Source organism: Pedococcus sp. P2_E5, assembly GCF_056403895.1.
In genome coordinates this window covers 19,829-34,467 of record NZ_JBFUEP010000019.1, presented here as the reverse complement: position 1 = coordinate 34,467, position 14,639 = coordinate 19,829, and the positions used below count along the sequence as shown (strand labels likewise).

Below are 14,639 nucleotides of genomic sequence, written 5' to 3'. Positions count from 1 at the left end.
GCCGATCAGGAGGCGCTGGGGCGAGCGCGCCGACCCAGCTCGGCCACGGCGGAGGCCAGGGCGATCGGGTCGAGCGGGTGCGGGACCGCCTGGTCGGCGAGGGACCACGTCGCGAGCCAGCCGTCCTGCGGTCGTCCGGTGAGGACGAGAACAGGCGGGCACTCGAAGATCTCGCTCTTCAGCTGGCGACACAGGCCCAGGCCACCCATCGGCGCAGCCTCGCCGTCGAGGATGAGGACGTCGAAGCCGGCGTTCTCGACGGCCTCGATCACCGCTGCCGCCGTCGCGCACTCACGCCACGACACGACCTCGACGTCACGCGCCGGACGACGTCCCACGGTGACCCGCACGGCGTCGCGCGTGGTCTTGTCGTCGCTGTACAACAGCACGGAGATCTGGCGGGCCGAGGGCCCCGACGAGGTCGGTGCGTCGGCGGCGGTCGCGTGCGAAGCGGTCATGGCGCTGATGCTACCGGTGCGGCGTTTCGGCACGCCCATGCACCCATCGGGGGGTCGACGGTGTGCCGCACCGCGATTATGGCTAATCTGGCGCACGTGGCGACAGCATCCCCAGTGACTTCTGAACCCGCTCGCTCGGCCGGCAGCATCCCCGGCCACGGGCCGGTGTCCCGACCCAACATGGTGTCGGTGGGCACCATCGTCTGGCTCTCCAGCGAGCTGATGTTCTTCGCGGGCCTGTTCGCGATGTACTTCACGATCCGCTCGGTCGAGCCGGAGCTGTGGAAGGAGTCGACCGGCGTCCTCAACGTGCCGTTCGCGACGATCAACACGATCGTCCTCGTCGTCTCGTCGGTGTGGTGCCAGCTCGGCGTCCACGCAGCCGAGCACGGCAAGCCGCACCGCGGCGACGCCAGCCTCCTCGCGGTCCCGAGCTGGGGCATGCGCGAGTGGTACGTCCTCACCTACATCTTCGGCGCGGTCTTCGTCTCCGGGCAGGTCCTGGAGTACTCCGAGCTCGTCCACGAGGGCATCTCCCTCTCCTCCACCGCGTACGGCTCGGTCTTCTACCTCACGACCGGCTTCCACGCGCTGCACGTCACCGGTGGCCTGCTGGCCTTCCTGCTGATCATCGGCCGCACCTTCACGACCCGTCACTACAGCCATGCCCAGGCTGCCGGCGCCGTCGTGACCTCCTACTACTGGCACTTCGTCGACGTGGTGTGGATCGCGCTGTTCGCGACCATCTACCTGTTGAAGTGACCGGCACGATGACCTCCCAGCCCGCCCTGCCCGCCTCCATCGACAGGACCGCACTGTGAACGCCTTGGCCGCCCGCCGTCGTCACCCGGCCGCGATCGCCCTGCTCTTGCTCCTGGGCCTGATCCTCAGCGGGTTCGCCTACTCCGCCTTCGCGCCCAAGCAGGCCGGCGCCGCCACCGCGGCCGCCAGCACCGTCGAGGAGGGCAAGAAGCTCTTCCTCGCCAACTGTGCGACCTGCCACGGACTGCAGGCCCAGGGCACCAAGGCCGGTCCGGCCCTTCCGGGCGTCGGCGCCGCTGCCGTGGACTTCCAGATGGGCACCGGCCGTATGCCGATGGCTGCCCCGAACATCCAGGCGCCCCGCGCGGAGCAGGTCCGGTTCTCACAGGAGCAGATCTCCTCGGTCGCCGCCTACATCGCGTCGCTGGCCCCCGGACCCGCCGTCCCCGATGCGGAGTACACGAGCGGTGAAGGTGGCGATGTCGCCCTCGGCGCCGAGCTCTTCCGGGTGAACTGCGCGATGTGCCACAACTTCGCCGGCTCGGGTGGCGCCCTGACCCGGGGCAAGTACGCCCCGAGCCTGCGCGACGTCGAGGGCAAGCACATCTACGAAGCCATGGTCACCGGTCCCCAGTCCATGCCGGTCTTCAACGACGACAACATCTCCCCCGACGCCAAGAACGACATCGTCGCCTACCTGCACACGGTGGACGAGCAGGAGAACGTCGGCGGGATGGCGCTGGGCAACCTCGGCCCCGTGTCCGAGGGGCTGTTCGCCTGGATCTTCGGGCTCGGCATCATGGTCGGCTTCGCCGTCTGGCTCGGCAGGAAGGCCGCCTGATGGCCGCGACGGCACTGACGGCCCTGATGGCTCGGTCAAACCCACTGGCCCAGACCACCACCCGGAGCGACACTGGAACTGACCACCGCGACTCGACAGGATCGACGACACGATGAGCGAACACGACACGCCGCACGGCGCGGTCGTCGGCACGAGCGACGCCCACAGTGCCGGGCAGAGCGACGGCCACGGCGATGGCCATGGAGATGGCTATGGCTCGACCGCGGTCCGGCTGGACCAGGGCCACGTCGAGGGCACCGGCGGACTTCCGGTGCGCTTCCAGAACCCGGGCCTGCCGCCGCACGCACCACGCATGGCCGACCTCGACGAGAAGTCGGCCAAGCGGGCGGAGAAGCAGGTCGCAGCCCTGTTCGGCCTCTCGAGCCTGGGCACGGTGCTGTTCGTCGTCGCCTACTTCGCGATCGACCCCGAGCAGTCGGGCTTCATCCCCGGCATCGGCAACGCCAGCATCTACAACGTCGCCCTCGGCGTGACGATGGCGCTGGCCCTGCTCGGATGCGGTGTCGGGGCGGTCCACTGGGCCAAGACCCTGATGCCCGACGCCGAGTCCGTCGAGGAGCGCCACCCCCTGCGGGCCAAGGACGAGGACCGCAAGCGCGTGGTCACCGGTCTCATGGACGGTGGCGACAAGGCCCAGCTCGGCCGACGCCCGCTCATCAAGTTCTCGCTGGCCGGCGCCCTCGCCCTGCCACCGATCGCGATCCTGCTGCCGCTCGTGGGTGGCCTCGGCCCCATGCCGAAGGACCAGCTCTCCACCACGATGTGGAAGAAGGGTGACCGCCTGGTCCGCGACCCGGAGCGCACCCCGATCCGCGCCGACCAGGTCACGATCGGTTCGGTGTTCCACGTCCTCCCCGAGTCGATCAAGGACTCCGAGCACGTGCTCGAGGACAAGGCCAAGGCTGCCGTGCTGCTCCTGCGCCTCAACCCCGAGGACATCAAGCCCCAGAAGGAGCGCGACTGGGGCCACGAGGGCATCGTCGCCTACTCCAAGATCTGCACCCACGTCGGTTGCCCGGTCGGTCTCTACGAGCAGCAGACGCACCACCTGCTCTGTCCCTGCCACCAGTCGACGTTCGACGTGACGCAGGACTGCAAGGTCATCTTCGGGCCGGCCAAGCGCCCGTTGCCCCAGCTGAAGATCACCGTTGACGCGCAGGGTTACCTGATCGCCGACGCCCCGTTCCGCGAGGCCGTCGGTCCGAGCTTCTGGGAGCGTGGTTCCGCATGAGCACCGACCGCACCGCCACTCGCGACGACCCGATCGGCCGCCTGCGCCAGGACGACGCCGAGCCGGAGGCGCCCACCAACCCGGGCCTGAAGGCCGTCGGAGGCGTGGCAGGCTGGCTCGACGACCGCACAGGAGCGGCCAAGCCGGTCGGCTACCTCATGAAGAAGGTGTTCCCCGAACACTGGTCCTTCATGCTCGGCGAAGTCGCCATGTACTCCCTGATCATCTGCCTGCTCTCGGGCACGTTCCTCACCTTCTGGTTCGTCCCCAGCGCCGGTCAGGTCGTCTATGACGGCTCCTACCTGCCCCTGCGTGGCATCACGATGTCCGAGGCGTTCCGCTCGACGGTCGACATCTCCTTCGACATCCGCGGTGGTCTGCTGATCCGGCAGATCCACCACTGGGCCGCCCTGATGTTCATCGTCGCGCTGTCGGTGCACATGCTGCGCGTGTTCTTCACGGGTGCGTTCCGCAAGCCGCGTGAGATCAACTGGGTGATCGGCTGCATCCTGTCGATGCTGGCCCTGATCGAGGGTTTCGCCGGCTACTCCCTGCCGGACGACCTGCTCTCCGGCACCGGGCTTCGCGCCGCAGAGGGCTTCATGCGTTCGGTGCCCGTGCTCGGGTCCTACCTGTCGTTCGCGCTGTTCGACGGCCCCTTCCCCGGCGAGGCGATCATCCCCCGCCTGTTCTCGATCCACGTCCTGCTGCTGCCGGCGATCCTGGTCGGGCTGTTCACCGCCCACATCGGTCTGGTGTTCGTGCACAAGCACACCCAGTTCCCCGGGCCGGGCCGCACCAACGACAACGTCGTCGGCTTCCCGGTCATGCCGGTGTATGCCGCCAAGGCCGGTGGCTTCTTCTTCATCGTCTTCGGTGTCATCTCGCTGATCTCTGGTCTGGTCACGATCAACCCGATCTGGGCCTATGGTCCCTACGACCCCTCGCCGGTCACGGCCGGGGCCCAACCCGACTGGTACATGGGCTTCGCCGACGGCGCCCTCCGCCTGCTGCCCGGGTGGCTGGAGTTCACCGCCTTCGGCTTCACGTTCTCGTTCAACGTGATGATCGGCGCCATCCTCCTGATCCCGGTCATGTACGGCCTCATGGGTGCCTACCCGTTCCTCGAGAGGTGGGTCACCGGCGACAACCGCGAGCACCACCTGCTCGACCGGCCGCGCAACAACCCCACTCGCACCGGCCTGGGCATGGCGGCCCTGACGGCCTACGGCGTGCTCATGTTCGCCGCCGGCAACGACCTGATGGCGATCAAGCTCCACCTGTCGATCAACGACATCACTCACGCCCTGCGAGCGGCCTTCTTCATCGCGCCACCCATCGTCTTCTGGGTCACCAAGCGCATCTGCCTGTCCCTGCAGCGCAAGGACCGCGACCTGGTCCTGCACGGCCGCGAGACCGGACGCATCGTGCGCACCGCCGACGGGAAGTTCTTCGAGCAGCACGAGCCGCTCGACGAGTTCACCCGGTGGAACCTCGTCCAGCACGAGGACCATGAGGTCCTGCTGCTCGAGTCCGGCACCGACGGCCACGGCGTGGCCTCCCCGACCGCCCGCAAGGACAAGGCCCGCTCGGCGCTGTCGCGGTTCTACTTCACCGACACCATCAACCCGGTGACCCCGGCCGAGCTGGCCGCGGCACACCACGACGGCCACGGTCACGAGGCGATCGAGGCTGCCCCGAGCGGCGACGGGTCGCGACCTGCCCTCGAGAGCTCGCGCAGGGAGCCCCCGAAGCGCCCCTGAGGCCCCTCTGGGCCCCACCAGGGGCTCTCACAGAGCCCCGCAGGGCCACTCCGGGCCCGTATGCCGCCCGCTCACCACCCCCGCATCGCCGTGGGCCGTGAGCGGGCGGCATACCGCTGTCCGAGGGCACTTCGGCATCGCGGCTGTCGCATGACAGGCTGGCCCCGTGGTCGAGATGGAGGCAGCGGAGTTCGAGGAGGCGGTGGGCGACGCCCTCGACGCGGTGCCACCCGAGCTGATGCGGCTGCTGGACAACGTCGTCTTCTTCGTCGAGGACGAGCCACCACCCGACGACCCCGACCTGCTGGGCGTCTACGACGGCACTCCCATCACCGAGCGCGGTGACGGCTGGGCCGGGGCGCTGCCGGACCGGATCACGATCTTCCGCGGCCCGTTGACCCGGATGTGCGAGGACCGGGAGGACCTCCTCGAGGAGATCGCCGTGACCGTGGTGCACGAGATCGCGCACCACTTCGGGATCGACGACTCCCGGTTGCACGACCTCGGGTGGGGCTGAGCCCCACCACGACTCCCCCGACGCGCCGGTGCCGTGCCCCGGTCACGGGACACGGCACCGGTCGTGCGTTGCTGCTACTTCCTGGCCCCGCTGAGCTGGACCGTCTGCTCGGCGTAGCCGACCGCGCACTCGAAGGCGCCACAGGCGAAGGCGAAGGTCACGGTCGCGCCCTTGCCGCCCTTGAAGACTCCGTTGTCGCTGAAGGCCGTGCCCGACCAGGTGTGGGTCGCCCCGTCGCACTGGATGGGGTTGACGAAGAAGAAGCCGTTGATCCTCACCCGGCCGACCTGCTGGGTGAGGCTGCCCTCGATGTCGCTGAAGAAGTCATCGGCGTTGGTGCAGGAGTAGGTCCCGGTCAGGGTGGCCGAGCCGTCCTTGTTGGCCACGCCCCGCGCGTCGACCGTGACGGTCGCCTCCGGCGGCGGAGGGGCGTTGTCGAAGGTCACCGCGAGGTTGCCGCCCTGGGTGGTCGTGTCGCTGAAGGCGACCACGTAGTAGGTCTGCCCGGCAGTGGTCCCGAAACCGACCGTGGTCGGGCCGCACGCCACGAGGTTGCCGGCCGAGGGGTCGCCCTCGGTCACGATGAAGCCACCCGAGTAGCTCGAGGCGGACATGTCGGCGATGACGCCACCGTCACTTGCGGCGGTGTAGCGGAACCAGACGCTGGCGTTGGTGAACGGCGCCCCACACTGCGCGTTCAGCGCCGCATCGGTCGCATCGGTCGTGGCGCCGGTGGTGTCCTGCTCGATGGTGCTGGGCAGGACCGAGACGACGGTCGCCGTGGCGGCGGTGTCGTTCGGGACGGGTGCCGCGCTGGCGGCGGAGGCGAACGCCGGCAGCAAGAGCAGTGCGGCGGCCGCGGACAGGGCGGAGCGAGACATCAACAACATGTGAATCCCCCAGCTGTGTGACGGACCATCCCCCATTGGATGGTCACACCTGGATTGACTCCACCAGACCGCCTCGCGGTTGCCTGCTTGACCAACAATTTGCCCGAGGCCCACCAAGCCTTTGCCATGGTGGCTCCCCCCGAGGCTCCGCTGACGCTGCAACCCGCGACGTCTGCCCCGAGACCGGACCACCAGCCTCAGGGCAGTGGCAGGTCGAAAGCCTTCGCCATGGAGGCGGCCTTCGCCCCGCGCCCCAGGGGCGTCGTCCCGGTCACCTCGGCATAGAGGCGGGTGAGCGAGTAGTGGTCGAGCCGGCTCGACACCACTGTGCCGTGCTGGCTGGGGTGCACGACCACGGTGAGCACCCTGTTGCCGGCCGTCGTGTCGTCCTCGTCGGCGGTGAGCACGACGAGCAGCCGCCCCGACGTCCAGTCCGGGGCCGCCTGGATCGTGGCCATCCACCCTTTGAACCAGGCGTCGGCCGTGGCCAGGCTGCAGTCATGGGCGTCGTGACACAGATCGGGGATGACCATACCGGCGTTGGGCAGGGTCCCGGCGGCGATGTCCTTCCCGAGCGCGGCCACCGGCAGGTCGTGCTGGCGGCACAGGACGCGCTCGTCCACGAAGTACGGCCACGGGTTGTGCTTGACGGCGTACCGGCCCGAGGAAGTCACCGAGCAGGGCCGCGGCATCGCGTCGGCATACACCCCTGCCGTCCGGCCGGCCGCGATGGCGGCGCCGAAGACCGACGGTCCACTGACGACGACGTTGTCCGCGGGCGCGGCGTTCGTCGTGACACCGTGGGTGCTGCCCGACGCGATCGCGAGGTAGTTGGGCAGCGAGGGGTGCCGGGTGGCGAAGTAGCTGGTGGCGTAGCCGTAGGTCGTGGCCAACCCGTGGGTGTAGGGCATGCCGGCCTTCATCTGGGCCAGGGAGTGGTTCTCCATCACGAAGACCAGCACCTTGGTGACCACCGCGCGATCTGCGCGGGTCCCCGTGGCGGTCGTTCCCGCGCCCGCACCGGTGTCGGGTCCGCCGGGCGGTGGTGTCGCGGTCGTCGACGCGGTGGAGATGGCGGAGCCGGTCGCGGTGGCACCCTCCGGTGTCGAGGTGGTCGCGCACCCACTCAGGGCGAGTGCGCCGACGACCGCCGTGTGAAGCAGGCCTCGGCAGGCGTACACCAGCGTGGACACCACCCGCTCACCCCCTCATCCGACCTCGGCGGGACCCGGCTCAGATGAGGGCGCTCTGCGCCTTCCAGCCCGCGAACGAGTACTGCCAGACGCCGATGCCCTCGGAGGGCAGGAACTGCCGGGACGAGCCGGTGAACTTCACGACGTCGCCCGCCTTGGAGTTGGCGTACATCCAGGCGGCGTTCGCCGGGGACATGTTGACGCAGCCGTGGCTGACGTTGGCGCTGCCCTGCGCCCCGACCGACCAGGGGGCGGAGTGGAGGTACTCCCCCGTCCACGTCACGCGCATGGCGGACTGGGTGGTGATCTTGTAGTAGCCGGGCTCGCCCTTCTTGATCCCGATGGTCGTGGAGTCCATGACCACGGTGCCCTCCTTGCGGATGATCACCTTGATGCCGGAACGCGTCTCGGTCTGGGGGCCCGGGCGCCCAGCGCTGATCGGGATCGTGTTGATCACGGCGCCGCCCCGCCTCACGGTCATGACGTGGCGCTTGATGTCGACCGTGGAGATCATCGCGGAACCGATGGTGAAGCTGGCCGAGTCGTCGTTTCCGACCCACTTGCCCTCGCCGGTCTGGACGCCGGTGAGGGGAGCGCTCACGGAGACCTTGGTGCCGGGCTTCCAGTAGTTCACGGGGCGCCACATGAGCTGGCGGTTGTCCAGCCATCCCCAGGCGCCTGTCTGCTTGGGTGAGGTGGTGACCTTGACGAGCTTCTCCACCTCGCCACGCAGTTTCGCGGTGGCGACGGCCGAGTCGAACTGGATGCTCACCGGCATACCGACGCCCACGGTCTCGCCCGCGTTGAGGATTCCGTAGGTGGCCGTGACCTTGGGCTTGAGGGTCGTGAAGGTGGAGGTCGTCGTCGACGGCGTGCCGTCGGGACCCGTCGCCTTCGCCGTGACCGTGTATGCCGCGCTGGGCGCCAGTCGCGCGCTGGAGGTCCAGGAGCCGTCGGCGCCCAGTGCGCCGGCGACCGAGCGTCCCTTGGCGTCGGTCACGGCGACCTCACCCAGCGAACCGGTGGTGGCCTTGACCACGACGGGCTCGGTGGGCAGGACGTCGGTGGCGTCCTTGGCCGGGCTGATGCTGAGCGCGGCGGGCGTGGGGGTGGCCGACGACGAGGAGGACGAGCTGCTGCTCGAGCTGGCTGCGACGTTGTCGGTCCTCGGGCTGTCCGCGCTGCCCGAGCAGCCCGCCAGCACGGTCACGCCTGCCAACGCAGCCACGGCCAAGGCCGTGGCCAGTCGTCGTGACCCCTGTGTCCTACCCACCACGTGTGTGCTCCTGTGCTCCGCGCCACCGTGGCGCCCTGTGCGTGACTTGTCTCGTGTGTCGGCTGGACCGGTCGGACGATGCCGACGATGCCCTCACCCGAACAGACGCCGGGCAGCCCTCATTGGTTGGCTATGCAGCTGTGTCTGGCCGGGCGATCACGATTCCGCGCCAAGCCCCCTGGAAGCCGAGCCCCCTGGAAAGAGGCCCGCCCCTGCGCGGACCTGGCCCCAGTCTACCTGCTCGGTGTCGATGCCCTGACACGACGAACAGCCGGACGCGCCCACCCCGAGGGGTGCGCACGCCCGGCCGACCTGTCGTTGAGCGCCGTCAGACGGCGTGCGGGCCCTTGAAGTACTCGAAGGTCCAGCCCACCAGGGCGATGACGCCGAAGCCGGCACCGATGATGAACAGCCACCAGCCGACCGCCAGGCCCAGGAAGCACAGGGCAGACGCACCGGCGAGCGCGAGGGGCCACCAGGAGTGCGGGCTGAAGAAGCCGTACTCGCCCTCCTGCTCCCAGATCTCCCCGCTCGGGTTGTCCTCGGGCCGCTCCGGCAGTCGCCGGGCCGTGGCCCACAGGTAGAAGGCGATCATGGCGCCGAGACCGGCGGACAGGAACAGCCCCGCCGGACCGACTGGCTCCTCCCAGTGGGTGAAGACGCCGTAGATGACCCCCAAGGGGGCGAAGAAGGCAGCCAGGATGACGAAGAGCTTGTACTCGATCTTCACGGGTCAGTCACGCTCCTCGTGGAACCTGGGGTGCTTGTGCTCGTCGTACTCGCCCGTCGCGTGGTGCTCGGACGTGCGGGTCTCGGCCATGATCCGGGTCAGCGTGTCCGGGTCGGCGTACACCCCACCGAGCGGTGCCGCCTCGGGGTGGTGCAGGTCGAATGCGGGGCGCTCGGACCGGATCCGCGGGAGGACGTCGAAGTTGTGACGCGGCGGCGGGCAGGACGTCGCCCACTCCAGGGAGGCGCCGTAGCCCCACGGGTCGTCGGTCTCGACCAGCGGCGCGGTGCGCCAGGTCTTCCAGACGTTGTAGAGGAACGGCAGTGTCGACGCAGCCAGGAGGAAGGCGCCGAACGTGGACACCTTGTTCTCCCAGGTGAAGCCGTCCTCGGGCAGGTAGTCGGCGTAGCGACGCGGCATGCCGTCCACACCCAGGACGTGCTGGATCAGGAAGGTCGTGTGGAAGCCGATGAACAGCATCCAGAAGTGGATCTTGCCGAGCGTCTCGTCGAGCATCCGTCCGGTGAACTTGGGCCACCAGAAGTAGAAGCCGGCGAACATCGCGAACACCACGGTGCCGAAGACGACGTAGTGGAAGTGGGCGACCACGAAGTAGCTGTCGGAGAGGTGGAAGTCGAGGGCGGGGCTGGACAGGATGATGCCGGTCAGGCCGCCGAACAGGAAGGTGACCAGGAATCCGACCGCCCAGAGCATGGGCGTCTCGAAGGACAGCTTGCCGCCCCACATCGTGCCGATCCAGTTGAAGAACTTCACGCCGGTGGGCACCGCGATCAACATGGTCATCACCGCGAAGAACGGCAGCAGCACCTGGCCGGTGGCGTACATGTGGTGGGCCCACACGGTCACCGAGAGGGCCGCGATGCCGATGGTCGCGAAGACCAGCGTCTTGTAGCCGAAGATCGGCTTGCGCGAGAACACCGGCAGGATCTCGGAGATGATGCCGAAGAACGGCAGCGCGATGATGTAGACCTCGGGGTGGCCGAAGAACCAGAACAGGTGTTGCCACAGCATCGGCCCGCCGTTGTCGGCCTCGAAGATCTGGGCCCCGAACTTGCGGTCGGCACCGAGTGCCAGGAGCGCCGATGCGAGCACCGGGAAGGCCATCAGGACGAGCAGGCTGGTGACCAGGATCGTCCACGTGAAGATCGGCATGCGGAACATCGTCATGCCGGGAGCACGCATGCAGATGATCGTGGTGATGAAGTTGACGGCACCGAGGATGGTTCCGAAACCACCGAGCGCGAGGCCGAAGACCCACAGGTCACCGCCGAGGCCGGGGGTGTTGGAGGCGTCCGACAGCGGCGAGTACGCGAACCAGCCGAACGACGCCGCACCCGACGGGGTGAGGAAGCCGGCGGACGCGATCAGGCCACCGAACAGGTAGAGCCAGTAGGCGAACATGTTGAGCCGCGGGAAGGCGACGTCGGGCGCGCCGATCTGGATCGGCATGAGGGCGTTGGCGAAGCCGGCGAACAGCGGCGTCGCGAACAGCAGCAGCATGATCGTGCCGTGCATCGTGAACAGCTGGTTGAACTGGTCGGGGTTGTCCACGACCTGCAGTCCGGGCTGGAACAGCTCCGCGCGGATCAGCAGGGCGAGAACGCCGCCGAACATGAAGAAGAGGAACGAGGTGATGAAGTAGAGGTTGCCGATGACCTTGTGGTCGGTCGTCGACGCCCACTTCACGACCGTCTGGCCCTTGGTGAGCCGGCGGGTCGCCGTCGCCTCGGTGGAGCGGTAGTAGGTGCCTGCCGAGGTGGACTCGGTTGCCGCTGCCATCAGTTGCTCCCTGCACTCGGAAGAAGGTCTTTGTCCTCGTCCATGACCTTCGCGGGGTTCAGGCTGTTGTCCAGCTGACCCGTGTTGCCCTGGGACTTCAGCTCGGCGATGTGCTCGTCGTAGGCGGCCTGGTCGACGACCTTGACGTTGAACAGCATCTGGGAGTGGTAGGCGCCGCACAGCTCGGCGCACTTGCCCTTGAAGTCACCGGTCTCGGTCGGGAAGACCTGGAACTTGTTGACGCGGCCCGGGATCATGTCGAGCTTCTGCAGGAACGCCGGCACCCAGAACGAGTGGATGACGTCACGCGAGGTGAGGACGAACTCGGTGCGCTTGTTCACCGGCAGGTAGAGGGTCGGCAGGTTCTTCTCGGTGCCGGGCTCCCCCGTGAGCTCGGCCTGCGTGCCGCTCTCGTAGGTCTGCTCGTTGACGTAGTTGAAGTCCCAGCTCCACTTCTTGCCCACCACGTTCACGACGACGTCGGGGTGCTTGGACGTGTCGAGCAGGGCGGCCTCGTCACGCGCGGTGTAGTAGAAGAGCACCGCGATCATGAACACCGGGACGATCGTGTAGAGGATCTCCATCGGCACGTTGTAGCGAAGCTGCACCGGGAGGGTGGTGTCGTCCTTCGCGCGGCGATAGGCGACGACGCACCAGCCGATCAGGCCCCAGACCAGGGCGCCGACGAGGAGCGCGGCGATCCAGGCGCCGTTCCACAGCGAGGTCACCCGTTCCCCGCCCTCGGTCACCGCACGGGGGAGGAAACCGTCCTGCACGCGGCCGGCACACCCCGAGAGGGTGAGGGCCACGAGCGACAGCCCGAGAGCTGTGGTCGTTCTCCTGCTTGCAGTCCGCCGCCTGTGTGGGCGCGGCGCAGAGACGTCGTGCTGACGCAACGGTGCACCTTCTTCGAGACAGTGATGGGCCATCGCGCCAAACCCTACTCCAGCGAGTGCGTGTCGTCCGGTCAGGGTGGGACTAACGTCGGGGTGTGGCGAACCCCTTCCCGGACGACGGTTCCGACCGCGCGTTCCTCGATGCGGCACCCGGCCCGATGCACCCCCGCGCCCGGGAGACCCTCGTCGCCGCGATCGATGCCGGGTGGGCCGATCCGCGACGCCTGCACCGTGAGGCTCGGACCGCGCGCCGCCTGCTCGACCAGGCCCGCGAGGTGCTCGCGGCAGGACTGCAGGTCCGACCCTCCGAGGTCGCGTTCGCGCCCGACGGCCCGACCGCCGTCCGCTGGATGCTCGACGGCTTCCGGTATGCCGCCCGCCGCCGCGGGGCGCGCGTCGTCGCCTCCGCGGTCGAGCACTCGGCAGTGCTGGTCCCGGGCCGCCACGCCGCGGACTCCTCCGGTGACCCGACCGTGTTCGCGACGGTCGGCGTGGACACGGCGGGGCACGTGGACCTCGAGGCGTGGGCCCACGCGATCGCTGCTCCCGGCACCGTCGCCGCCGCTCTCCAGCACGCCAACGGCGAGGTCGGCACCGTGCAGCCGCTGGAGCGCGCCTGGGCCCTCTGCCAGGGGGCGGGGCTGCCGCTCGCCGTCGACGCACAGGCCTCCCTGGGTCGAGTGGCCTCCCCCAGGTCCTACGACGCCCTCGCCGGCGACGCCCAGTCGTGGGGTGGTCCGGGTGGCCTCGGGCTGGTGGTGCTCCCAGAGCGCTCCCGGTGGCTGCTGCCGGGAGCACCGGACCCCGACGCCGCGCTCAGCGGTCCGACGCGGCACACCCCGTGGGTGCCGCTGGCCCTGGCCGCGGCGGAGGCCTGGCAACAGACCGAGGCGGCGCACGAGTCCGACGAGGCCGAGACCTTCCGCCTCGTGGACCGGATCCGGGCAGCCGCGGCAGCGGTACCCGATGTCGAGGTCGTGGGCGACCCGGTCGCCCGGCTCCCCCACGTCGTGACCTTCTCGGCCCTCTACGCGGACGGTGAGGCCCTCGTCCGCGAGTTCGACCGGCGCGGCTTCGCCGTCGGATCGGGGTCGGCGTGCACGGCCAGCACCCTCGAACCCAGCCACGTCCTCGCGGCGATGGGCGCCCTGACGCACGGCAACGTCCGGATCACGGTGCCCCTCGCGGCGGTGGCCCCCCACCGTGGCGCCCAGGTCGACGCCTTCTGCGAGGTCATCGCCGAGGTGGTCGCCTCGGTGCGCGCCGAGCTCGGAGCGCACCGGTTGTGACGTCGGACCCTGAGGACCTGGCCGCACCCACGCCACTGCTCGTCGACGCATGTGGCCTTCGCTGCCCCCTGCCCGTCATCCGCCTGGCCCAGGCCGCACGCGACGCGCCACCGGGAGCAGTGATCGAGGTGTGGGCGACGGACCCGGCCGCCAGGTCGGACATCCCGGCGTGGTGCCGCATGCGCGGTCAGGACTACCTCGGTGAGGTGCCGGCGGACGGCGCCCACGCGGCATACCGGGTCCGGCTGGTGTCCTGAAGCCCTGACCTCACGGGGCTGCACCGAACGTGGGCGGGGCCAGGTCCACGGCGTCCTCGAGCCGGCGCAGGTAGTCGCGACGGGACACCGTCACCACACCGAGGCTGCGCAGGTGGTCAGTGGCCCACTGCACGTCGATGAGCCGGCGCGGGTCGCCGTCGGCGAAGACGTACCCCGCGGTGGCGACCACGGCCGCCTTGGAGGCGTCGGTCACCCGGTGGAACATCGACTCGCCTGCGAACAGCCCGCCGACGGTGATCCCGTACAGCCCGCCGACGAGCTCGCCGTCCTGCCACGTCTCGATGCTGTGGGCCCATCCCAGGGCGTGCAGCTCGGTGTAGGCGTCGGCAATCTCCTCGGTGATCCATCGCCCGTCGCGGCTCGGGTCGGCGCACGCGTCGACGACCTCGCGAAAGACGGTGTCCACCCGCATCTCGAAGCGCCGCAGCGACTTCTGCAGCGATCGACTGGCGTGGACCCCGCCCGGCAGCAGCACGCCGCGAGGATCCGGTGACCACCAGCCGAGCGGCCTCGTACCGTGTTCGCCCAAGCCCATCGGGAAGACCCCGCTGCGGTAGGCCTCGACGAGGGTCCCTGCCCTGAGGTCACCACCGACCGCGACCATGTCCTCGCCGTCATCCACCTCGCTGAGGTCGAACACCCACGTGGTCGGCAGGGGCTCGACCGGGTCGGTCGCCACGGGTGCGCTCGATCC

Annotated in this window: 15 protein-coding genes; 7 read left to right on the top strand and 8 right to left on the bottom strand. The window is 69.2% G+C overall.

What is annotated here, in order from left to right; genetic code table 11:
• Positions 1-5: 5 nt before the first annotated feature.
• Positions 6-458 carry a response regulator gene (locus AC1DVZ_RS08235; protein ID WP_477617700.1) on the bottom strand — a complete coding sequence of 151 codons (453 nt, stop codon included), beginning with the start codon at positions 456-458 and terminating at the stop codon, positions 6-8.
• Positions 459-536: 78 nt separating this feature from the next.
• On the opposite strand from AC1DVZ_RS08235, the gene ctaE reads away from it, so the two are divergent.
• From ctaE to AC1DVZ_RS08210, 5 genes are all read left to right on the top strand, one after another.
• Entirely contained in the window at positions 537-1,220 is a 684-nt protein-coding gene (ctaE, locus tag AC1DVZ_RS08230; RefSeq protein ID WP_477617699.1) for an aa3-type cytochrome oxidase subunit III, read from the top strand.
• A gap of 55 nt (positions 1,221-1,275) precedes the next feature.
• Positions 1,276-2,061 carry a cytochrome bc1 complex diheme cytochrome c subunit gene (gene qcrC / locus AC1DVZ_RS08225; protein WP_477617698.1) on the top strand — a complete coding sequence of 262 codons (786 nt, stop codon included), beginning with the start codon at positions 1,276-1,278 and terminating at the stop codon, positions 2,059-2,061.
• A 112-nt stretch (positions 2,062-2,173) separates the two neighbouring features.
• Complete coding sequence (gene qcrA, locus AC1DVZ_RS08220) at positions 2,174-3,313, top strand: cytochrome bc1 complex Rieske iron-sulfur subunit (protein ID WP_477617697.1); 1,140 nt, start codon at positions 2,174-2,176, stop codon at positions 3,311-3,313.
• Positions 3,310-5,076: a cytochrome bc1 complex cytochrome b subunit gene (gene qcrB / locus AC1DVZ_RS08215; protein WP_477617696.1), complete on the top strand. Its 1,767-nt coding sequence runs from the start codon at positions 3,310-3,312 to the stop codon at positions 5,074-5,076. The genes qcrA and qcrB overlap by 4 nt, the downstream gene beginning before the upstream one ends.
• Before the next feature lie 175 nt (positions 5,077-5,251).
• The gene (locus AC1DVZ_RS08210) at positions 5,252-5,593 is read left to right on the top strand and encodes a metallopeptidase family protein (protein WP_477617741.1); all 342 of its coding nucleotides are present in this window, start codon (positions 5,252-5,254) and stop codon (positions 5,591-5,593) included.
• Positions 5,594-5,667: 74 nt separating this feature from the next.
• On the opposite strand, the gene AC1DVZ_RS08205 is transcribed toward AC1DVZ_RS08210, so the two are convergent.
• From AC1DVZ_RS08205 to ctaC, 6 genes are all read right to left on the bottom strand, one after another.
• On the bottom strand, positions 5,668-6,483 hold the full coding sequence (locus tag AC1DVZ_RS08205; RefSeq protein ID WP_477617695.1) for a DUF6299 family protein: 816 nt from the start codon (positions 6,481-6,483) through the stop codon (positions 5,668-5,670).
• A gap of 197 nt (positions 6,484-6,680) precedes the next feature.
• Positions 6,681-7,676, bottom strand: a complete 996-nt coding sequence (locus AC1DVZ_RS08200; protein WP_477617694.1) for an alkaline phosphatase family protein — start codon at positions 7,674-7,676, stop codon at positions 6,681-6,683.
• A gap of 40 nt (positions 7,677-7,716) precedes the next feature.
• Entirely contained in the window at positions 7,717-8,952 is a 1,236-nt protein-coding gene (locus AC1DVZ_RS08195) for a L,D-transpeptidase (RefSeq protein ID WP_477617693.1), read from the bottom strand.
• Between the two features lie 328 nt (positions 8,953-9,280).
• Entirely contained in the window at positions 9,281-9,682 is a 402-nt protein-coding gene (locus tag AC1DVZ_RS08190) for a cytochrome c oxidase subunit 4 (protein WP_477617692.1), read from the bottom strand.
• A 3-nt stretch (positions 9,683-9,685) separates the two neighbouring features.
• Positions 9,686-11,482: an aa3-type cytochrome oxidase subunit I gene (gene ctaD / locus AC1DVZ_RS08185; protein WP_477617691.1), complete on the bottom strand. Its 1,797-nt coding sequence runs from the start codon at positions 11,480-11,482 to the stop codon at positions 9,686-9,688.
• Entirely contained in the window at positions 11,482-12,411 is a 930-nt protein-coding gene (ctaC, locus tag AC1DVZ_RS08180; RefSeq protein ID WP_477617690.1) for an aa3-type cytochrome oxidase subunit II, read from the bottom strand. Before ctaC ends, ctaD begins: the two co-directional genes overlap by 1 nt.
• Positions 12,412-12,473: 62 nt before the next feature.
• Here ctaC and AC1DVZ_RS08175 point away from each other — a divergent pair, with 62 nt between their 5' ends.
• Positions 12,474-13,667: an aminotransferase class V-fold PLP-dependent enzyme gene (locus tag AC1DVZ_RS08175; protein ID WP_477617689.1), complete on the top strand. Its 1,194-nt coding sequence runs from the start codon at positions 12,474-12,476 to the stop codon at positions 13,665-13,667.
• Positions 13,664-13,924, top strand: a complete 261-nt coding sequence (locus AC1DVZ_RS08170; RefSeq protein WP_477617688.1) for a sulfurtransferase TusA family protein — start codon at positions 13,664-13,666, stop codon at positions 13,922-13,924. The genes AC1DVZ_RS08175 and AC1DVZ_RS08170 overlap by 4 nt, the downstream gene beginning before the upstream one ends.
• A 10-nt stretch (positions 13,925-13,934) precedes the next feature.
• Here AC1DVZ_RS08170 and aat read toward each other — a convergent pair whose 3' ends face one another.
• Positions 13,935-14,624 carry a leucyl/phenylalanyl-tRNA--protein transferase gene (gene aat, locus AC1DVZ_RS08165; protein ID WP_477617687.1) on the bottom strand — a complete coding sequence of 230 codons (690 nt, stop codon included), beginning with the start codon at positions 14,622-14,624 and terminating at the stop codon, positions 13,935-13,937.
• Between the last annotated feature and the right edge of the window lie 15 nt (positions 14,625-14,639).